General features: G+C 73.6%; 21 protein-coding genes. 5 read left to right on the top strand and 16 right to left on the bottom strand.

What is annotated here, in order from left to right; all coding sequences use genetic code 11:
• Positions 1 to 134: 134 nt before the first annotated feature.
• From ACFXGA_RS03005 to ACFXGA_RS02975, 7 genes are all read right to left on the bottom strand, one after another.
• Positions 135 to 899 (bottom strand): SGNH/GDSL hydrolase family protein, encoded by a 765-nt coding sequence (locus ACFXGA_RS03005; protein WP_378083811.1) that lies wholly within the window; start codon positions 897 to 899, stop codon positions 135 to 137.
• 292 nt (positions 900 to 1,191) lie between these two features.
• The gene (locus ACFXGA_RS03000; RefSeq protein WP_378083809.1) at positions 1,192 to 2,175 is read right to left on the bottom strand and encodes an N-acetylglucosamine kinase; all 984 of its coding nucleotides are present in this window, start codon (positions 2,173 to 2,175) and stop codon (positions 1,192 to 1,194) included.
• A complete protein-coding gene (locus ACFXGA_RS02995) occupies positions 2,172 to 3,443 on the bottom strand; it encodes a 6-phospho-beta-glucosidase (protein ID WP_378083808.1) in 1,272 nt (423 codons plus the stop codon). Before ACFXGA_RS02995 ends, ACFXGA_RS03000 begins: the two co-directional genes overlap by 4 nt.
• Positions 3,440 to 4,297: a carbohydrate ABC transporter permease gene (locus tag ACFXGA_RS02990; RefSeq protein ID WP_378083807.1), complete on the bottom strand. Its 858-nt coding sequence runs from the start codon at positions 4,295 to 4,297 to the stop codon at positions 3,440 to 3,442. The genes ACFXGA_RS02995 and ACFXGA_RS02990 overlap by 4 nt, the downstream gene beginning before the upstream one ends.
• Positions 4,294 to 5,274, bottom strand: a complete 981-nt coding sequence (locus ACFXGA_RS02985; RefSeq protein WP_378083805.1) for a carbohydrate ABC transporter permease — start codon at positions 5,272 to 5,274, stop codon at positions 4,294 to 4,296. The genes ACFXGA_RS02990 and ACFXGA_RS02985 overlap by 4 nt, the downstream gene beginning before the upstream one ends.
• A 2-nt stretch (positions 5,275 to 5,276) precedes the next feature.
• Complete coding sequence (locus tag ACFXGA_RS02980; protein ID WP_378083802.1) at positions 5,277 to 6,605, bottom strand: ABC transporter substrate-binding protein; 1,329 nt, start codon at positions 6,603 to 6,605, stop codon at positions 5,277 to 5,279.
• A gap of 10 nt (positions 6,606 to 6,615) precedes the next feature.
• A complete protein-coding gene (locus ACFXGA_RS02975; RefSeq protein WP_378083801.1) occupies positions 6,616 to 7,839 on the bottom strand; it encodes an ROK family transcriptional regulator in 1,224 nt (407 codons plus the stop codon).
• A 125-nt stretch (positions 7,840 to 7,964) separates the two neighbouring features.
• On the opposite strand from ACFXGA_RS02975, the gene ACFXGA_RS02970 reads away from it, so the two are divergent.
• The gene (locus ACFXGA_RS02970; RefSeq protein ID WP_378083800.1) at positions 7,965 to 8,600 is read left to right on the top strand and encodes a DUF3159 domain-containing protein; all 636 of its coding nucleotides are present in this window, start codon (positions 7,965 to 7,967) and stop codon (positions 8,598 to 8,600) included.
• 175 nt (positions 8,601 to 8,775) lie between these two features.
• Here ACFXGA_RS02970 and ACFXGA_RS02965 read toward each other — a convergent pair whose 3' ends face one another.
• Both ACFXGA_RS02965 and ACFXGA_RS02960 read right to left on the bottom strand, forming a co-directional pair.
• A complete protein-coding gene (locus ACFXGA_RS02965; protein ID WP_378083799.1) occupies positions 8,776 to 9,705 on the bottom strand; it encodes an N-acetylglucosamine kinase in 930 nt (309 codons plus the stop codon).
• 80 nt (positions 9,706 to 9,785) lie between these two features.
• Positions 9,786 to 12,995 carry a S8 family serine peptidase gene (locus ACFXGA_RS02960; RefSeq protein WP_378083796.1) on the bottom strand — a complete coding sequence of 1,070 codons (3,210 nt, stop codon included), beginning with the start codon at positions 12,993 to 12,995 and terminating at the stop codon, positions 9,786 to 9,788.
• A gap of 251 nt (positions 12,996 to 13,246) precedes the next feature.
• On the opposite strand from ACFXGA_RS02960, the gene ACFXGA_RS02955 reads away from it, so the two are divergent.
• Positions 13,247 to 13,996 carry an SDR family NAD(P)-dependent oxidoreductase gene (locus ACFXGA_RS02955; protein WP_378083794.1) on the top strand — a complete coding sequence of 250 codons (750 nt, stop codon included), beginning with the start codon at positions 13,247 to 13,249 and terminating at the stop codon, positions 13,994 to 13,996.
• Between the two features lie 137 nt (positions 13,997 to 14,133).
• Here the strand turns inward: ACFXGA_RS02955 and ACFXGA_RS02950 are convergent, their stop codons facing one another.
• Entirely contained in the window at positions 14,134 to 14,808 is a 675-nt protein-coding gene (locus ACFXGA_RS02950; protein WP_378083793.1) for a FadR/GntR family transcriptional regulator, read from the bottom strand.
• 193 nt (positions 14,809 to 15,001) lie between these two features.
• Between ACFXGA_RS02950 and nagA the strand changes: the two genes are divergently transcribed.
• A complete protein-coding gene (gene nagA / locus ACFXGA_RS02945; protein WP_378083791.1) occupies positions 15,002 to 16,195 on the top strand; it encodes an N-acetylglucosamine-6-phosphate deacetylase in 1,194 nt (397 codons plus the stop codon).
• A gap of 141 nt (positions 16,196 to 16,336) precedes the next feature.
• Here nagA and ACFXGA_RS02940 read toward each other — a convergent pair whose 3' ends face one another.
• Genes ACFXGA_RS02940 through ACFXGA_RS02920 form a run of 5 tightly spaced genes read right to left on the bottom strand, consistent with a single transcriptional unit; the run spans position 16,337 to position 21,934 of the window.
• Entirely contained in the window at positions 16,337 to 17,380 is a 1,044-nt protein-coding gene (locus ACFXGA_RS02940; RefSeq protein ID WP_378083789.1) for an SIS domain-containing protein, read from the bottom strand.
• Between the two features lie 18 nt (positions 17,381 to 17,398).
• Positions 17,399 to 18,829, bottom strand: a complete 1,431-nt coding sequence (locus ACFXGA_RS02935; protein WP_378083788.1) for a glycoside hydrolase family 3 protein — start codon at positions 18,827 to 18,829, stop codon at positions 17,399 to 17,401.
• A 6-nt stretch (positions 18,830 to 18,835) separates the two neighbouring features.
• Positions 18,836 to 19,657, bottom strand: a complete 822-nt coding sequence (locus ACFXGA_RS02930) for a carbohydrate ABC transporter permease (RefSeq protein WP_378083786.1) — start codon at positions 19,655 to 19,657, stop codon at positions 18,836 to 18,838.
• Positions 19,654 to 20,643: a carbohydrate ABC transporter permease gene (locus ACFXGA_RS02925; RefSeq protein ID WP_378083783.1), complete on the bottom strand. Its 990-nt coding sequence runs from the start codon at positions 20,641 to 20,643 to the stop codon at positions 19,654 to 19,656. Before ACFXGA_RS02925 ends, ACFXGA_RS02930 begins: the two co-directional genes overlap by 4 nt.
• A gap of 7 nt (positions 20,644 to 20,650) precedes the next feature.
• Positions 20,651 to 21,934, bottom strand: coding sequence for a sugar ABC transporter substrate-binding protein (locus ACFXGA_RS02920; protein ID WP_378083780.1), 1,284 nt, complete (start codon positions 21,932 to 21,934; stop codon positions 20,651 to 20,653).
• A gap of 245 nt (positions 21,935 to 22,179) precedes the next feature.
• On the opposite strand from ACFXGA_RS02920, the gene ACFXGA_RS02915 reads away from it, so the two are divergent.
• Together ACFXGA_RS02915 and ACFXGA_RS02910 are read left to right on the top strand one after the other, a co-directional pair.
• Positions 22,180 to 22,938, top strand: a complete 759-nt coding sequence (locus tag ACFXGA_RS02915; RefSeq protein WP_073887006.1) for a GntR family transcriptional regulator — start codon at positions 22,180 to 22,182, stop codon at positions 22,936 to 22,938.
• A 556-nt stretch (positions 22,939 to 23,494) separates the two neighbouring features.
• On the top strand, positions 23,495 to 24,952 hold the full coding sequence (locus tag ACFXGA_RS02910; RefSeq protein WP_378083779.1) for an MFS transporter: 1,458 nt from the start codon (positions 23,495 to 23,497) through the stop codon (positions 24,950 to 24,952).
• Positions 24,953 to 24,954: 2 nt separating this feature from the next.
• Here ACFXGA_RS02910 and ACFXGA_RS02905 read toward each other — a convergent pair whose 3' ends face one another.
• A complete protein-coding gene (locus ACFXGA_RS02905; protein WP_378083777.1) occupies positions 24,955 to 25,875 on the bottom strand; it encodes a threonine/serine dehydratase in 921 nt (306 codons plus the stop codon).
• Positions 25,876 to 26,235 lie beyond the last annotated feature (360 nt).

Here is a 26,235-nt window from a genome sequence, read left to right as displayed (position 1 = left end):
GGGGACGCTCTTCCCCGCCGGGCCTGCCGGCTTTGGCCTGCCCCGGGTACCCGTAAGGGCCCCATGTCAAATCGAGCCGGCCCGCACCACCGAGTCACCACCCCGAACCCCGGCCCCCCGAACCCGGACCAACCTCACTCGCAAACCGGCAACAACTCCGGCCGCTTGGGCCGCAATCCGTCCCCCATCGACTCCCCGCGCAGCTGCCGCCCGATCCACGGCACCACGTGCTCCCGCGCCCACTTCAAGTCGTGCCGCCGCTGCGTCATCCAATCCTCACCGGCCAACGGCGGCCACGGGGTGTTCCACGCCTCCTCCGTCTCGAACCCCAACACCTGGGCCGCCCGCAACGCCACCCGCCGGTGCCCCTCGGGCGACAGGTGCAACCGGTCCTCGCTCCACGCGCGCCGGTCGTGCAGCACGGTCATCGACCACAGGTCGACCACCTTGCAGTGGTACCGGTCCGCCACCGCCCACAGGTGGCTGTTGTAGATCGCGATCTTCCCGCGCAACGACCGCAGCAGCGGCGTGTGCTTCGGGTCGAACCCGGTGAAGATGAGCACCTCCGCGCCGGCCGCCCGCAGGTCGGCCACCGCGATCTCGTACACCTCGGCCAACGCGTCCGGGTCGCTGCCGGGCACCAGGATGTCGTTGCCGCCACCGCACAGCGTCACGAGCTTCGGCCTGAGCGACACCGCGAGCGGCACCTGCTCGTCCACGATCTCCTGGAGCATCTTGCCCCGGATCGCGAGGTTGGCGTACCGGAAGCCGCTCTGCCGCTGCGAGACCATCGCCGCCAGCCGGTCCGCCCACCCCACGTAGGTGCCGTTCGGCGCCGGGTCGTCCATGCCCTCGGTGAAGCTGTCCCCCACCGCGACGAAACTGTCCAGCCCCTCCATGCGTTACCTCCGCTCCACGCGGCACCCCCATGACCGCGCACGACAGCATGCAACGCCAACTCCGCCCTACGCCACCGTCGGTTGGCGACGCTGTTACCAAGGTGTCACTCGGTGGTGTGAACCAGTGTCGGCAATGGGTGATTCACCGCCTTTCACCCCGCCGGGTGCGGCGCAGATCACTCCACCCCCTCACCGAAACCAACGCCACCCGGAAACCCGCCTCCGCCCCCTCACCCCACCGCCTCCCCCCTCACCCACCGTCGCCGACGCCTCGCCCCACCGTCGCGCCCCCTCACCCCACCGTCGCCGCCCACTCGCCCCGCAACCGCGCCTCCGCCCCCGCCGCCGCGCCCACCGCGTCCAACCCCAGCAACGCCGCCCCCACCACCGGCGGCACGTCCACCACCCGCACCCGCGCCGCGGGTGCGGACTCCCGCAGCCGTGCCGCGACCGCGTCGACCACGACCCCGCCCGTCCCGGTCAGCACACCGCCGCCGAGCACCACGTCCACGGGCTCGGCCAGCAGCCCCAACCGCGTCAGCGACACCCGCGCCAGGAGCACCACCTCCTCCACGAGCCGGTCCACCACCGACCGCGCCACCGCGTCACCGCCCGCCGCGACCTGGAACAGCAGCGGGCACAGCGGGTGCGGGTCGAACTCGACCAGCCCGAGGTGCAGCCGCTCGACCGCCTCCGCCACCGTCGCCGTGCCGTAGTGCGCGCGCACGGCGTCCAGCAACGCCGTCGGCTCGCCCCGCCCGTCCTCGGCCCGCACCGCGAGCCACAACGCCTCCGACCCGACCTGCCCGCCGCCGCCCCAGTCGCCCGAGATCCGCCCCAGCGCCGGGAACCGGTGCGTGCGCCCGTCCGGCGCGACCGCCACGCAGTTGATCCCCGCGCCGCACACCACGGCCACCCCGATCCCGTCGGACGTGCCCGCCCGGAGCAGCGCGAACGTGTCGTTGCCGACGACGGTCGTGGCCGACCACCCCCGCGCCTCGATGGCCGCGCGCAGGTCGTCCTCCTCCCGGGGCAGGTCCGCGCCGGCCAGGTACGCGGCGGTGTGCGCGGCGACCGGCTCGTCGGCGGCCAGCCCGGCCCGCCGCGCGAGGTCGCGCACCAGCCCGTCGAACACCTCCAGGCTCCGCGCCAGCCCCACGTTCTGCGCGGACGCGCCGGGCCCGCGCACCTGCGCGAGCACCCGGCCGTCCACGTCGACCAGCGCCATGGCCGTCTTGCTGTTCCCGCCGTCCACGGCGAGCACCCGGTCCGTCACACCGTCCCCTTCGCCCACGGCAGGAAGTCCGCGTTGCGCGCCACCAGCTCGTCGGCCAGCCGTTCGGCGACCGCGTGCTGCCCGACCAGCGGGTGGGCGAGCAACGCGTCGGCCACCCGGTCGCGCCCGCCGCGCACCGCAGCCTCCAACGCCAGGTGCTCGTACGCCGTCACGTGCGCGATCAGCCCGGACACCGACGCCGGCACGGGCGGCACGGGCAGCGGTGTCGCGCCGCCGCCGTCCACCACCGCCGGCGCCTCGATCACCGCGTCCGCCGGCAGGAACGGCAGCGTGCCGCCGTTGCGCACGTTCACCACGTGCTGCTCCGCCCCCGCGCCCCCGGTCAACGCGTGCACCAGCTGCACGGCCGCCTCCGAGTAGTACGCGCCACCGCGCTGCGCGAGCTGCGCCGGCTTCGTCACGACGCCCACGTCGGCGTACAGGTCCAGCAGCTCCTTCTCCACCCCGGCCACCACCTCGGCCCGCGGCGGCTCGGTCTTCTGCCGCCGCACCACCTCGTCGTGCTCGTAGAAGTACTTCAGGTAGTACGACGGCACCATCCCCAACCGCCGCATCAGCGACGCGGGCAGGCCGATGTGCCCGGCCAGCGCGTCGGCGTGCCGGTCCAGCAGCTCGGGCAGCCGGTCCACGCCGTCGACGAACACGCCCGTCTCCCACGTCAGGTGGTTGAGCCCGACGTGCTCCAGCCGCACCGACTCCGGCTCCACGCCGAGCAGCGCCGACGTCCACCGCTGGAACGTGATCGCCACGTTGCACAGGCCGACCGCCCGGTGCCCGTCGGCCAGCAGCGCCCGGGTCACGATCCCCACCGGGTTGGTGAAGTTCACGATCCACGTGTCGTCGCCCGCCACCTCCCGCACCCGCCGGGCGATGTCCAGCACGACCGGCACCGTGCGCAGCGCCTTGGCCAGCCCGCCCGCGCCCGTCGTCTCCTGCCCGACGCAGTCGCACGCGAGCGGGAACGTCTCGTCCGACGCCCGCGCCGCCTGGCCGCCCACCCTGAGCTGCACCAGCACCGCGGCCGCCCCGTCGACGCCCCGGTCCAGGTCGGAGGTGGTCGTCACCCGGGCCGGGTGGCCCGCGTGCGCCAGCAGGCGGCGCGCGAACGCGCCGACGACCTCCAGCCGCGCCGCGTCCGGGTCGACCAGCGCGATCTCGTCCACGGCGAGGTCGGTCCGCCGTCCCGCGATCCCGTCGACCAGCTCGGGCGTGTACGTCGACCCGCCGCCGACAACGGTGAGCTTCATCCCTTGACCCCCGTGAACGTGATGCCCCGGACGAAGGAGCGCTGCGCGAACGCGAACAGCGCCACCGCCGGGAGCATGATCAGCAACGTGACGGCCATGGCCAGGTTCCACTGCACGTGGTGCATGCCCTTGAACGAGGACAGCGCCAGCGACAGCGTCCACCGGTCCGGCCGCTCGCTGGTGTAGAGCAGCGGTCCGAAGTAGTCGTTCCACGTGTACAGGAAGCAGAACAGCGCGGTCGCCGCGATGCCCGGCCGCGCCATCGGCACCACGACCCGCAGCAGCGCCTGGAACTCCGTGCAGCCGTCCACCCGGGCCGCGTCCACATAGGACTGCGGAATGGTGAGGATGAACTGCCGCAGCAGGAACACGCTGAACGCGTCGAACAGGAAGTACGGCACGATCAGCGGCCACAGCGTCCCGGTCAGCCCCAGGCTCGACCACGTGTCGTACAGCGGCACGGCCACCACCTGCGGCGGCAGCATCATCGCGCCCACCACCAGCAGGAACACCACGTTCCGGCCGCGCCACCGCAGCTTGGCCAACGCGTACGCGGCCGGGATGGACGACACCAGCATCCCGGCCGTGGCCAGCAGCGAGTACAGCAGGCTGTTGCCCAGGTAGGTCAGCAGCGGGGCCTTGTCGAACACCTCGACGAAGTTCCCCCAGTGCCACTCGCGGGGCCACAGGTCCTCGGTGAACGCCTGGTCGTCCGACATGACCGCGGTCAGGAACACGAACACCACCGGCAGCGCGAACATCAGCCCGAGAGCCAGCCCCAGGCTGTGCACCGCGACCCAGTCCAGGCCCCTGCGCCAGTCGACCGGCCGGCGCGCGGCCGCGGTCGCCGTCACGACTCCTCCTGGTGCGTGGCCTTGCGCATCCGCTGCACCAGCAACGCGGTCGCCGCGAACGACACCACGAACAGCACCGTCGCCATCGCCGCCGCGTAGCCCATGTCGAAGTACCGGAAGCCCTGCGTGTAGAGCCACATCGGGAACGTCAGCGTCGAGTTCTCCGGGTAGCCCAGCACCTTGGTCGACCCGGTCACGTCGGCCGACCCGCTGGCCGCCGACCCGGCCACCACGGCCTGCGTGAACAGCTGCAGCGCCAGGATGATCGAGTTCACCACGCCGAACACCAGCACCGGCGAGATCGTCGGCAGCGTGATGTGCCACCACCGCCGCAGCGGGCCTGCGCCGTCCAGCTCGGCCGCCTCGTAGCGCTCCCGCGGCACGTCCAGGACCGCCGCCAGGATGATGATCATCAGGTCGCCGGACACCCACAGCACCACCGCCGCGATCCCCGGCTTGGCCCACGCCGGGTCGGCGAACCACAGCGGCCCCTCGACGCCGAACCAGCCGAGGAACGCGTCCAGCGGTCCTTCGTTCGGCCGCAGGACCAGGAAGAACACCAGCGTGGCGGCCACCGGCGGGGCCAGCGAGGGCAGGTAGCACAGGGTGCGCACCAACCCGACGCCCGACCTCAGCCGGGCGATCACCGACGCCACGCCCAGCGCGAACGCCACGCGGGCCGCGGTCAGCACCACGACGAACCACAGCGTGTTGTAGACGGCCGTGCGGAACAGCTTGTCGGAGAACATGTAGGCGTAGTTCTCCCAGCCGACCCACTCCGGCGGGTTGATCAGGTCGTAGCGGGTGAACGAGAACCCGATCGTGGCGACCAGCGGGTAGCCGAAGAACAGGGCGAACCCCAGGCCCGCGGGCGCCAGGAACGCCAGCACGGTCAGGCGGTGACGGGCGCGGGCGCGGGACCGCCCCCTGGCCGGGGCGGTCCGCGCCGCGTCCACGCGCTCCAGCGTGGCCGTCATCCCTACTTGCCGCTCTTCGCGATCTGGTCGTCGATCTGCCGGTCGACCTCGGCCAGCCCCGCCATCAGGTCGGGCACCTTGCCCGCCTGCCAGGACGTGGCGAAGTCGCCGATCGCCTTGATGTGCGCGTCGCCGATGGGCGTGACCGGGTTGCCCTGGAGCTTGCCCGAGGTCGCCAGGTCGATGAACGTCCTGAAGTTCTCGTCCACCTCCAGGCGCGGGTCGGCCAGCGCGGCCTTCGTGCTGGGGATGTTCTTGATGCCGTTGGCGAGGGCGACGATCGTCCCCGTGTCGAACGACATGTGCTTGATCAGCTCCCACGCCGCGCCGGGGTTCTTCGCGCCCTTCGGGATGCCCATGATCGTCCCGGCGGTGAAGCCCGCGCCGTACAGCTCCGGCTTGCTCGTCGGGAACGGCGCGGTGCCGAACCGCACGTCCGGCGCCTGGTCCCGCAGGAACGCGGTGCGGTACTCGCCGTCGATCATCATGGCGATCTTGCGCCGGTGGAACGCGTGGTCGGTGGAGTACTGCTGGCCCAGCCCCGCGCGGAACCGCTCCAGCGCGTCGTAGCCGTAGAAGTCCACCAGCTCCTTCTGGAACCGCAGCATCTCGGCCCACTCGGGGCTCGCGAGCCCCGACTTGCCGTTCGCGGCCTCCCACTTCGCGCCGAAGTGCGGGGCCCAGATCTGCGGGTTGTTCGCGTAGAACGGCATGCTGGGCAGGAAGCCCGCGACCTCGATCGAGCCGTCCGGGGCGCGCTTGGTGGTGCGCTTGGCGAAGTCCAGCAGCTCGGCCGTGGTGCGCGGCGGCTCGGTGATGCCCGCCTCGGCGAGCATGTCCTTGTTGTAGTACAGCCCGTACACGTCGCTGAGCAGCGGCATCGCGCAGCGGACGCCCTTGTGCTCGGTGTAGGAGCGCACCGCGTCGGTGATCTGCCCGAGGTCCACCCCGTCCCGCTCGACGTAGGGCTTGAGGTCCTGGAACGAGCCGCTGGAGCAGAACTGGCCGATGTTGTCGGTGGTGAACGACAGGGCCACGTCCGGCGGGTTGCCGCCGCGGATGCCCGCGGTGATCTTGTCGTCGTCCTGGCTGCCCTCGTGCCTGATCTCGGCGTTGGGGAACTTCGCCTTGAAGCTCTCCAGGGCCTTGGTGACCTCGGCCTGCTCGCGGCCGGAGAAGTTGCTCCAGACGGTCAGGGTGAACGCGTCGTCCCGGCCCGGGGCCGCCGCGGGCCCGGACTGCCCGGTGGTCCGGCCGGAGCCCGCCGCGCAAGCGGTGAGGGACACCGCCGCGGCCACGACCAGCAACGCTGCGCGGTGGAACCGGCGCATGTGCTCTCCTTCATCTCGACGTGCCCGATGCGGTCGCGTCCTGGCGACGCGGGCCGCGGAACGGTTCGGTCGTGGCGGCGGGCAGACCGAACACCTGCTCCCTGACGACCGACAGCGCGGCGTGCAGCGCGCCGGAGCGCACCGGCTTCCCGGTCACCAGGGCGAGTTGGACGGGGGTGCGGGGCACCACCAGGCGGCGCAGCTCGGCCGCGACGAGGTCGGCCAGCGCCGTGCCGCCGGCCTGCGCGATCCCGCCGGACAGCAGCACCAGCTCGGGGTCGAGCACGGCGACCACGTTGGTCACGCCGGTCGCGATGCGGCGGGCCAGGTCGACCAGGAACTCCCGGCCGGCGCGGCCCTCGCCGAGCGCCTTCTCCACGGCGGCCTGCCCGGTGCGCGCGGACACGCCGTGCGCGCGGGCCAGGCGGGCGATGCCGGGGCTGTCGAGCAGGTCGCCGTACCGGCTGCCGGCGCGGTCGGTGCCCGTGTCGGCGTGCGCGTGGTCGGGCACCCGCATGGCGTCGATCTCGCCCGCGCCGCCGGTCGCGCCGCGCAGCAGCACGCCGTTGACGACGACGGCCGCGCCCACCGCGTCCGCGGGCCAGAGCAGCACGAAGTCCTTCACGCCGACGGCCCGGCCGGCGACCATCTCCTCCAGCGCCACGAGGTTGACGTCGTTCTCGACCGTGACGGAGGTGTCGAGGAGGGCGGCCAGCTCCTCGGGGATGTTCTTGTCCGCCCAGCCGGGCATGTGGGGCGCGTAGTTGAGCCGGCCGGTCGCCGGATCCACCGCGCCGGGGCTGCCGACGACGACGTGGTGCAGGGCGTCGGGCGTGAGGCCCGCCTGGGCGGCGGCCTTCGTGACCGCGCCGTGGAATGCGTCCAGCACGTCGGTCCTCGGCATGGGCGCGCGGTGCTCGGTCAGGGTGGTGCCGGAGATGTCGGCGATGGCGATGTCGACCGCGTCGGGGGTGAGGTCGATCGCGGCGACGTGGGCCAGCGCGCCGTTGACGGTCCACAGCTGCGCCCGCGGACCGCGTCCGCCGCCGCGCAGACCGTCGCGCAGGACCGTGCCCTCCTCCTCCAGGCGGGTCAGGAGCTGGGCGGTCGCCGGTTTGGACAGTCCGATCAGGCCCTCCAGCTCGGCCCTGGTCAGCGGGCCGTTGCGGAGCAGCGCCTCGATGGCGGCGCGGTCGTTGATCTCGCGCAGCAGCCTCGGGCTCCCGGCTCGCATCGGCACTCCTGTCTGTTAACTTTCCAGACGATTTCGTGGCGACGGTAGTGACGGGGCTCACGGGCGTCAATGGGCCGAGACGGGTCCGTTACCTGGGTTAGGTTGACCTAAGGCACCCTGGAGGCATGACCGACACGCGTCAGGAGTCGCTGGGGGCCCTGCTGGGCGGGCGGGGCGGTGCGCTGGACGCTTCGCTGCCGCCGTTGGCGTTCGTGCTGGGGTGGCTGCTGGGCGGGCACTCCGTGGCCGTGGGAGCGGCGGCGGCCGTCGGCACCGGCGTGGTGGCGGGCGTGGTGCGGGTGCTGCGCGGCGGTCGGCCGCGGGCGCTCCTGGTGTCGGTGGCCCTGGTCGTGCTGGCCGCGTACATCGCCCTGCAGACCGGCCGCGCCGAGGACTTCTTCCTGCTGCAGATCTTCCTGAACGCCGCGTCCGCGCTGGTGTGGGCGGCGTCCATCGTGGTCCGCTGGCCGTTGCTGGGCGTCGTGGTGGGCCTGCTCACGGGCCAGAAGTTCCGCTGGCGGCGTGACCCGGACCTGCTGCGCGCGTACCGCTACGCGTCGTGGCCGTGGGTGGGCCAGTACGTGCTGCGCGTCCTCGTGTTCGGCGCCCTGTGGCTGGCCGGCGAGGTCGTCCTGCTGGGCATCATGCGCGCCGCCCTGACCTGGCCGCTCCAGGTCGCGTGCGTCGCCGTGAGCTGGTGGGTCCTCCGCCGCACCCTCCCCTCCACCCACCCGGGCCTCCGCCACCCCCGAACCCCCTGACCAACCGCGCGTGTCCTACGTCCGGAACGCGCGTGTCCTACGTCGGGAACACCCGAGTTGACCATTCGGAACGGCTGACGCCGGGCAACGCCGCAGCCGACGCTGTTCCGAGCGTTCAACTCGGGGTACCGGAACGTAGGACACGCGCGTTCCCGGTGTAGGACACGCGCGGGGGTTAGGTGGGGCGGGGGGCGCGGTCGCCCAGGATCTTCACGGCGGCCAGCCAGCCGGCGCCGGCCGCGCCCTCGGTGGCGACGTGGATCGGCGCACGGGTGCGGGCGGCCAGTTCGGCACGCAGCCGCGTGCCCAGGGGGTTGGCGTGGACCAGGCTGCCCATCAGCACGACGGGCGCGTGGTCGTCGGCCGGCCGCGCGGCCTCCGCCAGGTCCGCCAGCACGCGCACGGCCGACATGACGATCCGCTCGGCCGACGGCGCGGTCGCGTGCGCCGTCACGAGCGGCGCGTACGCGGCCAACGCGATCGGAGCCGCCTCGTTCGCCACGGTGATCAGCCGACGCCACCGCTCACGGCGCGGCAGGTCCGGGATCGCGGCACGCGCCAGCACCGCGGTCGTCATCTCGTCCAGCCCGTCCCGCTCCAACGCGGCCAGCGTCGCCCGCACCGCCTCCCGGCCCAGCCAGAACGCCGACCCCTCGTCACCGAGCAGCCACCCGTACCCGCCCGCCGTCGACACCAGCTCGTGGTGCTCGATCCGGGCCGCGATCGACCCCGTCCCGGCCACCAGCACAGTGCCGTCGGGCGACGCCGTCCCGGTCGCGAACGCCGCCTCGCAGTCCGTGATCACCCGCAGCGGGCACCGCAGCCCCGCGCCGCTCCACGCCGCCTCGAACAACGCCGCCACCGCCGGGTCGGTCAGCTTGCTCGACCCCGCCATGCCCAGCACCCCGGACTCGACCTTCGCCGGGTCCAACCCGTCCAACGCCGCCGTCAACGCCTGCCGCACGTGCGCCGCGGCCACCTCCGGCGGGTGCGAGTTGGGGTTCGCCCCGCCCGCCACGCCCGCGCCCAGGCGGCTGCCGTCCAGGTCGAGCACCAGCGCGCGGGTGCTGGTGCCGCCCGCGTCCAGACCAACCACGAAACCCATTCGCCCGAGTATGCCCAGCACGCACCGGGTCCGGCACACCCAACCGGGTTGAGCCGGACCTGGCTCTCGGTGACCGGCGATCAGCGCGGAGCGAGCACCTGGACCCGGTCGCCCGACGCGTTGTGGTGGTGCAGCAGGAGCAGGCTGCCCGCCGCCGCACCGTCGCCGCGCCGCACCCGCAGCACCGCCCCCTCCCGCGCCACGAACGACACCGGGCCCTCGACCGCGAGCCCCGGCCGCAGCGGGTCGAACGCCGGCAGCCCGTCGATCCGGTCCACGACCTCCTCCGCGTTCCCCGGCGCGGGGTAGTTCCCGGTCGTCACGACGCTGTACGCCAGGGGCGCGGAGCCCGCCGCCGGGTCGATGCCCAACGCCGTCAACGCCACCGGCAGCACGACCACGTCGCTGTCCATCAGGTTCGTGTCGACGTCGCCGTACTGCCCGTTCAGCGGCTGCTCGTCCACCACCGCGCCGTCGGCCACCCGCACGGTCCGCGCGAGCCACACGTCCGCCGTCACGACGCCGCCCGAGGTCGGCTTCACCGCCTGCACCACGTAGTCGTGCGCGCCGTCGAGGTCGGTGTCGACCCGGACCTCCGGGCTGGTGGCGATGCCGAGCGTCACCCAGTTCCGCCAGGTCGCCACGCCGAACGCGAGCATCCCGTCCGCCGCCGCCGCGCCGACGTGCCGCAGGTCGCCACCCCGGGCCGACGCGGTGACGGCGCACCCGGCCTGCACGTCGCCCGCGCAGTCGGGCAGCTCGGGGCTGGAGCCGTGCAGCTCGACCGCGCTCACCAGCGACCGGTACGCCTCGTCGCCCTCGCCCTGGTCCAGCGCGCGTCCCTCCAGCACCAGCGTGCCGTCGCCCCGGTCGACCGCCTCCACGTCGGCGACCGGTTTCGGCGCGGCGTACACCGGCACCCGCACGACCAGGTCGCCCGACCGCACCAGCACCCGTCCCGACGTCTCGGCCAGGAACTGCCGCGCCACGCCCGCATGCTGCTTCTCCACCGTCGGGTCGGCCACCTTCCGCAGCCGGTCGGGCGTGACGGTCAGCGTCACGTCCACCGTGCGCGTCCCGCCCGGCGGCACGACCAGCGTCGGCGGCCACACCTCGACCTCCGCGCCGGGCACGGTGGTCGCCGCCTCGTAGCGCACCGCCGCGGTCCGGACCCGGGACGACTTGTTGACCACCTTCACCGTCTTGCGCGCGGTGAGCGGCGACCCGGCCTCGACCGGCCCGAACGACACGCCCACCACGCCGGGGTCGTCGGCCACCATCGCGAGCAGGTCCACGCCGACCGCGTCGAGCGCGTCGACCCGGCCCGCGCCGACCCGCATGGGCGCTTCGGGCGTGCCGGTGGTGTGGTCGTCGCCGTCGGTCACCTCGCCGGACGCGGTGTTCATGATCGCCGCCTTGACCTCCTCGACCGTCCACTCCGGGTGCGCCTCGCGCACGAGCGCGGCGATGCCGGCCACGTGCGGCGCGGACATCGACGTGCCGCCCATGCCCAGCGACCCCGTGCCGGTGCCGAAGTCCGCGGACACGATCGTGTCGCCGGGGGCGGCCACGTCCGGCTTGGCCGCCGAACGGCCGCGCGACCCGCGCGACGACGTCGGCGTCATCGTGTCGGCGAGGTTCGGCGTCATCGTGGGCACGGACGAGCGCAGCGAGCCGAGCATCCGCACCCGGAGCGTGCCGTCGGCCAGCGCGGGCCGCACCGCCTCGGTCGAGGCCCGGGTGAACTGGAACACCGGGATGCCCGCGTTGCCCGCGATGGCCGCCTTGAACGTCCCGCCGGTCGCGGTGAGCAGCACGCCCTCCGCGCCGGCCGCCTGGGCGTTGTCGGTCCGCACGGCCGACCCGCACGCGCGGGTGGCGTCGTCCTCGTCCCACTCCAGCCACACGAACCGGCCCGCGAGGTCGTCCGCGATCGGGGCGCAGCCGTCGAGGTTCGCCGGGTCCGACACGGGCACGACCGGCCGCTCCAGGTCCAGCGCCGGGTAGCCGGTGTAGTCGCGGCTGTACTGGCCGGGCCGGGCCTCGCCGCCGACCTCGACGCCGTCGAGCACCGAGAACGCGTCCCGCGTGTTGGCCACGGCCAGCGCCTCGGGCGTGTTCGCGGGCGACCCGCCGACGTCGTAGAAGTCCCCGCCGTTGCCCGCGGACGCGACCACGACCACGCCGTGCTCCACGACCTTGCGCACGAACAGGCTGTCCGGGTCGTCCTGGCCGCCGAAGTCGCCGCCGAGCGACAGGTTGACCACGTCGAGGCGGTCGCCGAAGTCGCCGTCGCCGTTCGGGTCGAGCGCCCAGTCCAGCGCGGGGCCGACGAGCGCGGTGGCGCCGGTGCAGCCGAACACCTTCAACGCGTACAGCGACGCCTTCGGCGCGACGCCGGGCCCGATCCCCAGGCCGGTCAACGCCTCGGGCGTCAACGCGGAGTAGTCGCCGTCGAACGTGGTGCCGTCGGCGTTCTCGCCGTACCCGGCGGCGGTGCCGGCGACGTGCGTGCCGTGGCCGTGGCAGTCCATCGGGTTCGGGTCGGGCACGGGCACGGCGTGCTCCGGCCGGTCCGAGTCGTAGGCGTCGCCCGCGAAGTCGTGGCCGCCGACGACCTTCGCGGTCGGCGTCCACGGCGCGGTGCGGTCGACGGCCTCGTAGGCGGCGGTGGTGCCGGGGCCGCCGAAGTCGGCGTGCGTGTAGTCGACGCCGGTGTCCACGATGCCGATGCGCAGCCCGTCGCCGAGGCGGCCGGTGTCCTGCCAGACCCGGGAGGCCCGCGTCAGCCCGACCGCGCCCGCGTTGGCGACGTGCTTCGACACGGTCGGCCGGACGGTCCTGACCTCGGGCAGCGCGGCCAGCTCGCGCAGGCTCGCCGCGTCGGCGGTCACCACCACGCCGGGCACCGCGTTGCGGGTCGACGCGACGCGGCGCGCGCCCGCGTCCCTGCCGAGCAACGCCCGCACCACCCGGTCCGCCTGCGCGTCCGCGAGCAGCCGCGCCGACCGGGCCGCCGCCACGGGGTCGCCCACGCCGCGCGCCTTCTGCGCCCCGTACGCCTCGGCGGCCGGGATCGTGGCCAGCTCGACGAACGCCGTGATCGGACCTTCGGCCCGCGCCAGGGCCGCGCCGACCCGTTCGGACGAGCCCGTGCCCGTGCGGTGGTCCGTGCGGTTCGGCGGCAGCGGCTCGGCGTGCGGGTCGGCCGACGCGGGGCTGCCGACGAGGAGCGCGCCGAGCAGCGCGGCGGCGGTGGCGGAGGCCCGCACCGCGCGGTGGTGGTTCATCGCGACCCTTCGGGGACGGGGATCATCGGACCCCTGGACGGGGGCCGGCGGAGCGCTGCGCACCCGGGGCGCCGACCGGCCGCGAGAGTCACCCGTGCCGCCGCTCGCCACGGCCGCCTCCGCCGGAACATGATCTTCTCGGTGGCCGGGCGGGTCCGCGACCCGAACCGGTTCACGGTCCTCCGGCCGGGTGACGGCCGGGGACGTGGCGGGACCGACGGTCCGGGTGGACGCGAGCTGGAGGAGGAGCGGTGGGCGAGTTCGAGGGACTGGTCGCGGTGGTGACGGGCGGCGCGTCGGGCATCGGCCTGGCGACGGCGCGGCTGCTGGCGGCGCGGGGCGCGACCGCGGTGGCGCTCGACCTGGAGCCGCGGGTCGACCCGCCGGTGCACGGGATCCGGGCGGACGTGACCGACGACGCGTCGGTGCGGGCCGCGGTGGACGAGGTGGTCGGGCGGTTCGGCCGGCTCGACGTGCTGGTGAACAACGCGGGCGTCGGCGCGCAGGGCGACGTGACCGCGAACCCGGACGAGGAGTGGCGGCGGGTGCTGGACGTGAACGTGCTCGGCATGGCGCGGGTGGCCCGTGCCGCGCTGCCGCACCTGCGGCGCTCGCCGTCGGCGGCGATCGTGAACACGGGTTCCATCGCGGCGTGGGCGGGGTTGCCGCAGCGGGCGCTGTACTCGGCGAGCAAGGGGGCGGTGCACGCGTTGACGCTGGCCATGGCCGCGGACCACGTGCGCGAGGGCATCCGGGTGAACGCGGTCGCGCCCGGCACGGCGGACACCCCGTGGATCGGCCGGCTGCTCGACTCCGCCCCCGACCCGGCCGCCGAGCGGGCCGCCCTGGAGGCGCGGCAGCCGCACGGGCGGCTGGTCTCGGCGGACGAGGTCGCGGGCGCGATCGCCTACCTGGCGGGCCCGCTGTCCGGCTCCACCACCGGCACCGTCCTGGCCGTCGACGGCGGCATGCACGGCCTGCGCCTGCGCCCCCGCCCCTGACCCCCGCGTGTCCTACGTTGAGAACGCGCGTGTCCTACGTTCGCGTCGCGTGAGTCCTACGTTCAGAACGCGTGAGTCGTACGTTCGCGTCGCGTGAGTCCTACGTCCAGGACACCCGAATTCCACGCTCGGAACGGTCAGGCCAGGTCGGAGAGCCACTGCTCGACCCCGGCCACGTGCACCGTCGACCACGAGCGGGCGAGTTCGGGCTGGTGGGCGGCCAGGGCGTCGACGATGGCGCGGTGCTCGGCGACGGTCCGGTCCACCGCGCCGCCCTGCGTGATGCCACGCCAGATGCGCACCCGCACGGTCGGGCCGGCGAGGGTGTCGAGCAGCCGGGCGAGGTAGGCGTTGCCCGACCCCTGGGCGATGGCGCGGTGGAACGCCAGGTCGTGCTCGACCAGCTCCTCCACCGACCGGGCGGACTCGGCCGCGTCGCACAGCGCCCGCAACGCCGCCACCTCCTCGGCCCCGACGCGCTGTGCCGCCATCGCCGCGGCGGCCGGTTCGAGGATGCGCCGCACCTGCAGGACCTCCAGCACGGAGTCCTCGCCGCGGTGCAGGTCGAGCACGAACGACAGCGCGCCGAGCAGGTCGTCGGCCCGCAGGCTGGACACGTAGGTCCCGTCGCCCTGCCGCACGTCCAACACCCTGACCAGCGACAACGCTTTGACCGCCTCACGCAGCGAGTTCCGGGACAGGCCGAGCCGCTCGGCGAGGTCCGCCTCGCGCGGCAGCCGGTCGCCCGGCTTCAGCTCGCCCGAGACGATCATCTCCTTGACGCGCAGGATCGCGTCGTCGGTAACTGCCACGGCGGTCCTCGACTCGTCAGCTAGACCTCGGATGTCTGACGCCAAGTATGGGCCACGCCGGAACGCCGCGCGGCAGCCCTCGCCGTGCGGCGAAACATTCACCCAACGCTAGTCTATTCGGTTATCTTATAACCACACGTGACGGCGTCCGCCACTTCCGGCCATAATGGTCTGGACCATTTGAGGAGGGACCTTGGACACGGTTGTCGCAGCTCCGCGAGCACTGCTCGGTCGGACCATCACCGGTCCCGTCAGCCTGAGGTTGCGGGCAGGCCGGATCGTGGAGGTCGTCGCGGGCTCACCGCCCGACGGCGCCGAGGTGCTGACCGACGGCCTGCTCACCCCGGGCCTGGTGGACGTGCAGGTCAACGGGGCGGTCGGCGTCGACTTCGCCGAGGTGGACCCCGAGGGCATGGCCGCGGTCGCGAGAGCGCTCCCACGAACGGGGGTGACCCGGTTCCTGCCGACCTTGATCACCGCGCCGGTGCCGGTCGCCGTGCGGCAGGCGCACGCCGTGCTGGCGGCGTCGGCGACCCTGCCGGAGGGCGCGGGCGCCAAGCCGCTGGGCGTGCACCTGGAGGGGCCGTTCCTGTCGCCGAAACGCGCGGGCGTGCACGACCCGGCGCTGATGGTGCCGCCGGGGCCGGCCGAGATCGACGTGCTGCTGGACGACGAGGTGCTGCGCCGCGCGCTGCGCATGGTGACGCTCGCGCCCGAGCAGCCGGGCGGCATGGAGGCCGTGCGCAGGCTGGCGGCGGCGGGCGTGCTGGTCGCGGTCGGGCACAGCGACGCGACGGGCGAGCAGACCCGTGCGGCCGCCGAGGCGGGCGCGCGCATGGTGACGCACCTGTTCAACGCGCAGCGCCCGCTGGGGCACCGCGAGCCGGGGGTGCCCGGGGTGGCGCTGGTGGACGACCGGTTCACGTTGGGCCTGATCGCGGACCTGGCGCACGTCGGCCCGGACGTCTGCCGGCTCGTGTTCAACGCCGCCGGCCACCGGGTCGCGCTGGTCACGGACGCCGTGGCGGCCGCCGGCATGCCGCCCGGCCGGTACCAGCTCGGCGGCGCGGACGTGCTGCTGACCGAGGACGGCGTGCCCCGGTCGCCGGAGGGCACGATCGCGGGCAGCGCGCTGACCCTGGACCGGGCCGTGCGCAACATCGTGTCGGTGGGCGTGGACCCGGCGGACGCCCTGGCGTCGGCGACCATCGTCCCGGCCGACGTGATCGGCGAGCCGACGTTGGGCCGGTTGGAGGTCGGGGCCGTGGCCGATCTCGTCTGGTGGGACGACGACCTGCGGCCGCGCAAGGTCTGGGTCGACGGCGAGGTCGTGTTCGACGCCGCGTACCAGGACGCCCCGGTCGGCCTGGCCGCCGCGGGCCAGTAGCCGCACCGACGAAAAGGCCCGAGGGGTGCGCCCCCTCGGGCCTTTCGCATGTTCCGAGCGTTGAACTCGGGTGTCCCGAACGTAGGACACTCGCGTTCCGAACGTAGGACACTCGCGTTCCGGAGGTAGGACACGCGGGGGTCAGCGGGTTTTGGTGACCTTGTTCAGGCCGCGCGGGCTGTCGGGGTCGCCGCCGCGGGCCAGCGCGAGGCCGTGGGCCAGGCGCTGGACCGGCAGGATCTCCAGGATCGGGGCGACCTCCTCCGCGGTCTCCGCGACCGGGATCCGCAGCGCGGCGGGCACCCCGCCCGCCGCCGAACCCACCGCGAGCACGTCCGCGCCCCGCCCGTGCACCACGTCCAGCACGTCGCGCAGCGCGTCACCGCCCTTGCCCGCGCTCGTCACGGCCAGCACCGCGGTCTCCGCGTCCACCGCCGCCACGGGCCCGTGCAGCAGGTCCGCCCCGCTGTACGCCCGCGCCGCCAGGTAGGACGTCTCGGCCAGCTTCAACGCCGACTCCAACGCCGTCGGCAGCGAGTAGCCGCGCCCGGTCGTCAGCACCCGGTCCACGAACCGGTACCGCCGCACGGCCTCCGCCACGGCCTCCTCCGACCCGTCCAGCGTCGACTGGGCCAGCTCGCCCAGCCGCGCCGCGGCCGACCCGTCACCGCCCCGGATCGCGTCCACCAGCAGGTACAGCGCCAGCAGCGTGGCCGAGTACGTCTTGGTGGCCGCCACCGCCCGCTCCACGCCCGCGCCGACGTCCACCGACAGCTCCGCCGCCCCGTTCAGCGGCGACGACGCCGTGTTGGTCACCGCCACCGTGAGCGCGCCCCGCGCCCGCGCCGACTCGGTGACCTCCAGCAGGTCCGGCGACCCGCCCGACTGCGACACCGCGACCAGCAGCACGTCCCGCAGGTCGGGTTGCGCGCCGTACAGCGTGGTCGTGGACGGCGACACCAGCCCGGCGGGCAGCTCCAGCAGCACCTCGGTCAGGTACTTGGCGTACAGCGCCGCGTGGTCGCTGGACCCGCGCGCCGCCAGCAGCACGAACCGCGGCCGCCGCTCGGCGATCACCGAGGCGACCGCCGCGATGGCGTCCCGCCGCGCGTGGAGGTCGGCGAAGATGCCGGGCTGCTGGCCGATCTCGGCCGCCATGTGCCTGCCGGGCTGGTGGTCGGTCATCGGGGTTCCCCTGTCGGTTCAGGTCTGGAGGGCGGCGGCGAGGCGCTCGGCCGCGGCCCGCAGGCACACCCGGGCGCCGCCGTGGGTGTCCACGCGGGCGTCGGCGCCCAGGTCAGGGCCCGGCACGCCGGTCTCGACGTGCACAAGGTCTAGACCAATAGTAGCGAGTGAGGACACCAGCCCGCGAGCCCACGGGTGGCGGTGTGCCTCACGCGTCACCACGACGACCGGACGACCCGCCGCCCGCGCGGCGATCTCCTCGGCCGACGTCGCCGGCGTGGACGCCACCACCTCGGTGCCCGGCACCAGCTCCGCCAGGTACGGCCCCAGGCCCCACGGCACGTCGCCGACCGCGATCGACGGCTCCACCGCGAGGTCCACCACCACCGGCGGCCCGGACAACGCCAGTGTGCCGCGCACCTCCAGCGCCCGCCGTGCCGCGACCAGGCCCAGCTCCGCGTCGTGCGCGTCCACGGCCGCCGCCGGCGCGCCCAGCGCGGCGGTCCGCCGGGCCGCCTCCTCCAGCCGCGCCACCGGCAGCGCGCCCGACTCCACGGCGGCCACGATCCGGTCGACCAGCCACCGCAGCCCGTCGTCGTCCAGCGGCTCGCCGCCCAGGCACAACGCGTCCACGCCGGCCGCCAACGCCCGCACGGACCCCTCCGCGAGGTCGCCGCCCACGGCCTTCATGTCCAGCCCGTCGGTGATGACCGCCCCGGTGAACCCCAGCTCCTCCCGCAGCACGCGCACCGCCCGCGGGTTGAGCGTGGCGGGCTCGTCGCCCCACTCCGGCACGACCAGGTGCCCGGTCATGACCGACCGCACCCCCGCCCGCACGGCCGCCCGGAACGGCTCGAACTCCACCTCGGCCAGCTCCGCCACCGTCCGCGGCAGCACCGGCAACGCCGCGTGCGAGTCCACCGTGGACGCGCCGTGGCCGGGGAAGTGCTTGGCGCACGCGGCCACGCCCACCGCCTGCATGCCCTCCACGAACGCCGCCACGTGCGCGCCCGCCGCCACCGGGTCCGACCCGAACGACCGCACGCCGATCACCGGGTCCTCCAGCGTCAGCACGAGGTCGGCCGACGGCGCGAGGTTCAGGCTCACCCCGCACGCCGCCAGCCGCGCCGCCATCGACGCCGCCACCGCCCGCGTGAGCCCGACGTCGTCCGCCGCGCCCAGCGCGTGGTTGCCCGGCACCTCCGACCCGCGGCCGGCGTCGAGCCGGGTGACGTCGCCGCCCTCCTCGTCGATGCCGATCACGACGTCGGCGCGCACACCCCGCAACTGCGCGCTCAACGCGGTGACCTGGGCGTCGTCCACCACGTTCCGCCCGAACAGCACGACACCGCCCAGCCCGTCGGCGACGCGGTCCAGCAGCCAGTCCGGCGCGGTGGCCCCGTGGAACCCCGGCAACAGCACACCCGACGCGAGCCGGTGCAACGACATGCGGCCCTACCCCTTCACCGCACCGGCGGTGACACCGGTGACCATCTTGCGCTGCACGATCAGGAAGAACACCAGCACCGGCAGGGTGAACAGCGCGGACGCGGCCATCGCGCCACCCCAGTCGGTGCCGAACTGCGTCTGGAACCCCGACAGCCACACCGGCAGGGTCTCCTTGGTCTGGTCCTTGACGAGCGACAGCGCGAACAGGAACTCGTTCCACGCGGTCACGAACGCGAACACCGACGTGGCCACCAGGCCCGGCCCGAGCAGCGGCAGCGTGACGCGGCGGAACGCGCCCCACCGGCCGCAGCCGTCCACCATCGCCGCCTCCTCCAGCTCCAGCGGGATGCCGTTGACGAACCCGCGCAGCGTCCACGCGCAGAACGGCAGCGTCACCGCGAAGTAGATCAGCGCCAGCGCGGGCAGCCGGTCCAGCAGGTCGAGGTCGCGCATCATGAGGAACATCGGGATCAGCAGCGCCTCGAACGGCGCCATCTGCGCGATCAGCAGCAGCATCACGAAGCCCTTGCGGCCGCGGAACCGCATCCGGGCCAGCGCGACCGCCGCCAGCACGCCGATCACCACCGCCGCCAGCACCGCGCTCAACGACACCAGCAGGCTGTTGCCCAGCGCGTTGAGGAACCCGGGCTTCGTCCACGCGGTGGCGAAGTTCGAGCCCGTCACGGAGAGCGGGATCAGGTCGTAGCCGGTGGACAGCAGGTCCTTGCGCGGCTTGAGCGCCGTGGACACCATCCAGTAGGTCGGGAACGCGAAGAACAGCGCCACGACCAGCGCGACGACGTTGGCGGAGACCTTTTTCGCGGTCACAGCTCGCCCTCCTGGGATCGGATGAGCCTGCGCAGGTACTGGAAGGTCAGCAGCGCGAGCAGCGCCACCATCACCACGGACACCGCGGCGGCCACGCCGAAGTGGCTCTTGGAGATGCCCTCCAGGTACTGGTAGACGGGCAGCGTGGTGCTGCCGCCGTCCGGGCCGCCCTTGCGCATCGCCCAGACCTGCGTGAACACCTTGAAGTCCCACAGCAGCGACAGGAACGTCACCATCAGCAGCAGCGGCCGCAGCTCCGGCCACGTCACCGCGCGGAACGTCTGCCACGCCGACGCCCCGTCGATGCCCGCCGCCTCGTACTGGTCCTTCGGGATCCCGATGGCCCCGGCGTAGAGCGAGAACGCCAGGAACGGCACGGCCTGCCACACGATCAGCAGCCCGATCACCGCCAGCGTCGAGGTGCCGGTCGAGAACCACGAGTAGCCGGCGAACCCGTCGAAACCCAGCTTGACCAGGGTCTTGTTGAGGATGCCGTACTGCTGGTCGAAGATCCACTGGTAGACCGTGGTGGCCGCGAGCAGCGGCATCGCCCACGCCAGCAGCATCGCGACCTGCAGCACGATCCGCACGGCGGTGCCGGTCTGCCGCATCAGCAGCGCGATCAGCAGGCCCGCGAGGACCGACACGACCACGACGAGCGCGGTGAACACCACCGAGCGCACCGCGATGACCCAGAACTCCGGGTCGCCGAGGATCTCCGCGTAGTTGTCCAGACCGACCCACACGACCTCGCCGCGGGTCAGCTCGCGCAGGTTCAGCTCGCGGAAGCTGGTGACCAGCACGGACAGGACGGGCCAACCGATCAGCCAGAGGATGGCCACCACGGCGGGGGCCAGCAGCAGGTAGGGCAGCACCCGGTCGAAGGCGCTGCCCCGACGGCGCGGCGCGCCGTCCGGTGCGGCACGCCGCGGTGCCGACGAGGAGTTCGTCGGCACCGCGGCGTCGGTCGTGTGCACGGCCGTCATGCGATCGTCATCCGCCCAGCGTCTTCGACAGCGCGGCGTTGGCGTCGGACGTGGCCGCGTCGAGCGGCTTCGCGCCGGTCAGGTACGCGGTCAGCATGTCCTTCAGCGGGTTCTGGCCCGCCTCGACCGCGGCCCACGACGGCGTGGTCGGGGTGACCTTGCCGTTCGGGGCGGACTCGGCCAGCGCCTTGCCGATCGGGGTGGTGGCGAGCTTCGAGGTGTCGGTCGAGGTGCCCGGCACCGCGCCGCCCTCGGCCAGCATGTCCTGGTACTTCGCCGAGCTGAGCAGCTTCAGGTACTCGGTGGCCAGGTCGCTGTTCTTGCTGCCGGCCGGGATGGCGAGGTTCGAGCCGCCGAGGAACACCGGGGCGGTCTTGCCCGCGGTCTTGGACGGGATCGGGAACGCCGCGGTCTTGTCCTTCAGGTCCGGGTTGGCCTTGACGGCGCCCGCCAGCTCCCACGGCAGGCCGATCATCATGCCGATCTTGCCGGTGCCGAAGACCTCCATCTGCTGCGGCGTGGCCTCGTCGGCGTCCTTCGGCGCCTTGGTGCCGGAGACGTCGACCAGCTTCTTGTAGAACTCGAGGCCGGCCTTGGCCTCCGGGGTGTCGAGCGCGCCGGCCCAGGCGGAGCCCTGCGGCTTGGCGACGTCGCCGCCCTCGTCCCAGATGAACGACAGCAGCACGTACCACGACTGGCCGGGCAGGTAGAGGGGCTGGAAGTCCGGGTCGGCCGCGTTGGCGGCCTTCAGCTTCTCGATCGCCGAGACCCACTCGTCACGCGACTTCGGCGCGGCGGTGATGCCCGCGGCCTCGAACAGGTCGGTCCGGTAGATGACCGTGCGGTTCGCGGCGTAGAACGGCAGGCCGTACTGCTTGCCGTCCCAGGTCAGCGAGTCCTTGAGGCCGCCGAGCCACTGGTCGCCGTTCAGCTCGCCCGCCTTGCCGCTCAGGTCGAGCAGCGTCTCCTCGGCCGCGAACTTCGCCGTCTGGGTGTTGCCCAGCTCGATGACGTCCGGCGGGTTGTTGCTGGTCAGAGCGGTGGTCAGCTTCTCCTGGATGCCGTTCCACTTCTGGATCTCGTACTTGACGGTGACGCCGGGGTGCGAGTCCTGGAACTCCTTGTGCAGCGCGTCGGTCAGGGTGGTCGGCGCCGAGCCGTCCATCAACCAGACCGTCAGCGTCTTGGGTTCACCGGAGTCGCCGCTGCCGCTGTCGGCCTTGGTGCCACATCCGGCCACGGCCACCGCGAGTGCGGCGGCACCTACGGCCAGTCCTCTCCAGCCCTTCACGTTGTGCGCCCTTTCCCCATGCCCCGATCGCGACGACCGGAACGCCAAAGTGGTGTAGACCAATGCGGCCTAGAGTGTGCCTCACCACAGGGCATGTCAAGGCCGTTGCTGGACCGTTGCAAAGTCATCGGACCAATTTCCCGGGTCTTGTCGGGGGTTCGGGCGCACGATCCGACGAGGACAAGGCATCCTGTGTCCGGGAGCGCCGGCATTGTCGGATGGTGGCAAGGGGCGAGGAGGAAGGCATGCTCGAGACGAGCCCTGCGACTGGCGTGGACGCCAGGACCCGCGCGCAGCGCGAGCCGAAGTACTGGGGACTCAAGCGGCACCTGCTCGACCTCCTGCGCGCGCTGCCACCGGGGTCGCCGATCCCGACGGAGCGGTCGCTGGCGGCGGAGTTCGACGTGTCGCGCACGACGGTGCGGCAAGCGCTTGCCGAACTCACCGTGGAAGGCCGGTTGCTGCGCGTGCAGGGCAAGGGCACGTTCGCCGCGGAACCCAAGGTGGCGCAACGGCTCCAGCTCTCCTCGTACACAGAGGACATGAAGGCCCAGGGGCGGCAGCCGTCGTCGCGGCTGATCGAGGCGTCGGAGATGCCCGCGGAGGCGGAGCTGGCCCGGCTGCTCGGCGTGCGGGCGGGCGCGAAGGTGCTGCGCCTGCACCGCCTGAGGCTGGCCGACGGCGAGCCGATGGCGATCGAGACCACGCACCTGGCGCTGGGCCGGTTCCGCGGGCTGCGGCGCTACCTCGCGCCGGGGGCGTCGCTGTACCAGGTGCTGCGGGAGCGGTTCGGGGTCGAGATGGGACACGCCGAGGAGACCATCGAGACGGCCCTCGCGTCGCCGGAGGAGGCCGAGTTGCTCGGCGCGGACATCGGCCTGCCGATGCTGCTGCTGTCGCGGCACTCGTTCGACACGGAGGGCAACCCCGTCGAGTGGGTGCGGTCGGTGTACCGGGGCGACCGGTACAAGTTCGTGGCGACGCTGAACCGGCCGGCGGACTAGTCGCGCGCCGCCGTCCGGTCCGCGTTCGGGCCGGGCGGCGGTCGTGTCGGGGACCGGCGCCACTTGTCCCGACCTCATCACACGGGCGGCGCGGGAATGGGCGTTGGGCGTGATCCGACGCCGCGTTTCGACGGTGTGGAAACCTTGTCCCCGGCGTCCTTCGCGGAACGCGGAAGAATCGATCCCCGCGTGCTGTCGAGCCGCGATCCGGCGTCGTAGGACGTGGGCCTGTCCGCGCCGACGGGGCGGCCCGGGTCGTCGCCCACCTGCACGGTTCCTGCCCCTCGCCGGCGGACGCGAGCCGCGACGGGCACCGCGGAAAACCCCTCACCGCGCAGCGGGATCCCCGTTCACCCGCGCCACGGAAATCACCCGGCGCGGAATAGCGCCGGTGCGCCTGCCGGCGGTGTGCCCGGTGCGGTTTCCCCCGCGCCCCGAATTCCCTCAGGGGTACCCCGCCCGGGGGGACCCCTGTTCTTCATACTGCCGGCCGGCGCCGACGGTGCGGGAGTGGTCCGCTCCGGCCTGTGGACAACTCGGGGAGCAGAATGGGTCGGTGACCGAGACGGTGGTATGGGGCACGGGACGGGCCAGGGCCGTGCTGGCGACGACCATCCTGGGCTCGGGCATGGCGATGCTGGACAGCACCATCGTCAACGTCGCCCTGCCCCGGATCGGCGCGGAGCTGGGGGCGTCGGTCGCCGGGCTCCAGTGGATCCTCGACGGCTACCTGCTGGCGCTGGCCTCGCTGATCCTCGTGGCCGGCTCGCTGGGCGACCGGTACGGCCGCCGCCGGGTCTTCACGTTCGGCGTCCTCTGGTTCGGGGCCGCGTCACTGCTCTGCGGGCTCGCGCCGACCACCGAGCTGCTCGTCGCCGCCCGCGTCCTGCAGGGCATCGGCGGCGCGCTGCTCACGCCCGGCTCGCTCGCCATCCTGCAGTCGGTCTTCGCCCGCGCCGACCGGTCCCGCGCGATCGGCGCGTGGTCCGGCCTGTCCGGCGTCGCCACGGCCGTCGGGCCGCTGCTCGGCGGGCTGCTGGTGCAGGCGTGGTCGTGGCGGCTCGCGTTCCTGGTCAACCTGCCGGTCGCGGCGGTCTGCGTGTGGCTCGCCCGCCGGCACGTGCCCGAGTCCCGCGACGAGTCCCTCACCGGCCACCCGAACGTCGGCGAGTCCGTGATCGGCGCGGTGGGCCTCGCGGGCGTCACCGGCGCGCTGGTCGAGGCGCCGGTCCGCGGCGCGGACGCGCTCGTGCTCACGGCCGGGGCGCTGGGGGTCGCGGGGCTGGTGGCGTTCGTGGTGGCGCAACGGCGCGGCCGCGACCCGCTCGTGCCGCCCCGGCTGTTCGCCGACCGCACGTTCGTCCTGGCCAACGCGCTGACCTTCCTGGTCTACGCGGCGCTGGGCGGGGTGATGGTGCTGATGGTGCTGCAACTGCAGGTGTCGCTGGGCTACTCGCCGACCGCGTCCGGCCTGGCGAGCCTGCCCATCACGCTGATCATGCTGGCGCTGTCGGCGCGGTCCGGGGACCTCGCCCAGCGCATCGGGCCGCGCGCCCAGCTGGTCGCGGGTCCGGTGCTGATCGGCGTCGGCATGCTGCTGCTGCGGCGGGTCGAGCCCGGGGCCGGCTACTGGACCGGCGTGCTGCCCGGCCTGCTCGTGTTCGGCTTCGGCCTGGCGGCGGTGGTCGCGCCGGTGACGGCGACCGTGCTGGCCGCCGCCCCGGACCGGTACGCGGGGGTCGCCTCGGGCGTCAACAACGCGGTCGCCCGCACCGGCAGCCTGGTCGCGGTGGCCGTGCTGCCGGCCGTGGCGGGCCTGACCGGGGACCGGTACGCCGACCCGGCCGCGCTCACCGAGGGCTGGCAGCGGGCCCTGCTGGTGTGCGCGGTCGCGTCGGTGGTCGGCGGGCTGCTGGCCGTCGGCACGGACAACCGCGTGCTCCGGGCGACCCCGGACGCCCACGAGTGCCACAGCTGCCCGGTCGACGGCCCGCCCGCGCACATGCGCGACTGACCTCAGAGGTACCCGGCGAACACCTCCGGGTCGACGTTCCCGCCGGACAGCACGGCGACCGCGCGCTCCGACGGCCGCGCCAGGTGGGCGGCGACGGTGACCGCGCCGCTCGGCTCCACCACGAGCCGCGCCCGCCGGGCCAGCAGGCCGACGGCCTCGCCGATCTGCTCCTCCGACACCGTCACGATGTCGTCCACGTAGGCCCTCATGTGCGCGAACGTCAGCTCGGACGGCTCGGCGCGCAACCCGTCGGCCGACGTCCGGGCCCGGTCGTCGGGCGACCACCGGACCAGCGTGCCGACCCTCAGCGACTCGGCCGCGTCGCCCGCCAGCTCCGGCTCCACGCCGATCACCCGCGTCGACGGGCTCAGCGCCTTCACCGCCGTCGCCACCCCGGAGATCAGGCCCCCGCCGCTGACCGGCACCAGCACCGTCGCCACGTCCGGCAGGTCCGCCACGACCTCCAGCCCGATGGTGCCCTGACCGGCGATGACGTCGGGGTGGTCGAACGGCGGGATCAGCGTCGCGCCCCGCTCGGCCACCAGCTCCGCGGCCCGCGCCTCCCGCTGCGCCATGGGCACCTGCACGACCTCCGCGCCGTGGGACAGGGTGGCCTCGACCTTGACCCGGGGCGTGGTGTCCGGCACGACGATCGCCGCGCGCACGCCGAACAGCTTCGCCGCGTACGCGACGGCCTGGGCGTGGTTGCCGCTGGAGTAGGCGACGACGCCGCGCGCCCGCACGTCCTCGGGCAGCCGGGCGAGGGCGTTGTACGCGCCCCGGATCTTGAACGCGCCGACCGGTTGCAAGCTCTCCGGCTTGAGCCACAACCCGTCGTCGAACCGCAGGAGCGGTGTGCGCACCGCCGCGCCCTTGACGCGGTCGGCGGCGGCCTGGATGTCGGAGATGGTGACGAGTCCCATGGCGTCGATCCTCACCCCTGCGGCGGCGTCCCGCCTACACGGCGCGCTACCGGAACTCCTCCTGTGTCACCCGCCCGGTTCAACAGCATTCACACGTACGAGGCTTGCGTGACGGGATCGCTTACATGTGGCAAATCCGCCCGAATCGGTGATCGAGTCACTACCTTGAGTGAGAGTTAACTGTCAAACGCTACACAGCGCAGTCATATCGGCGTGTCCTGTGACACACTTCGCCCTCAGATGGCTCGAACCGTCATAGGTAACGGAGTCATAACGTCGCTCGAACGGGCGAGTGCTGGTCGACCGGAGACCGGGGAGGAGTGGCATGCGGGACACGCGAGCGCCGTCCCGGCCGTGCGC

It is taken from the genome of Actinosynnema sp. NPDC059335, assembly GCF_042752395.1.
Classification (GTDB): Bacteria; Actinomycetota; Actinomycetes; order Mycobacteriales; family Pseudonocardiaceae; genus Actinosynnema.
The sequence above is the reverse complement of the archived record's forward strand: the minus strand, read 5'-3'. Positions and strand labels throughout refer to the sequence as shown.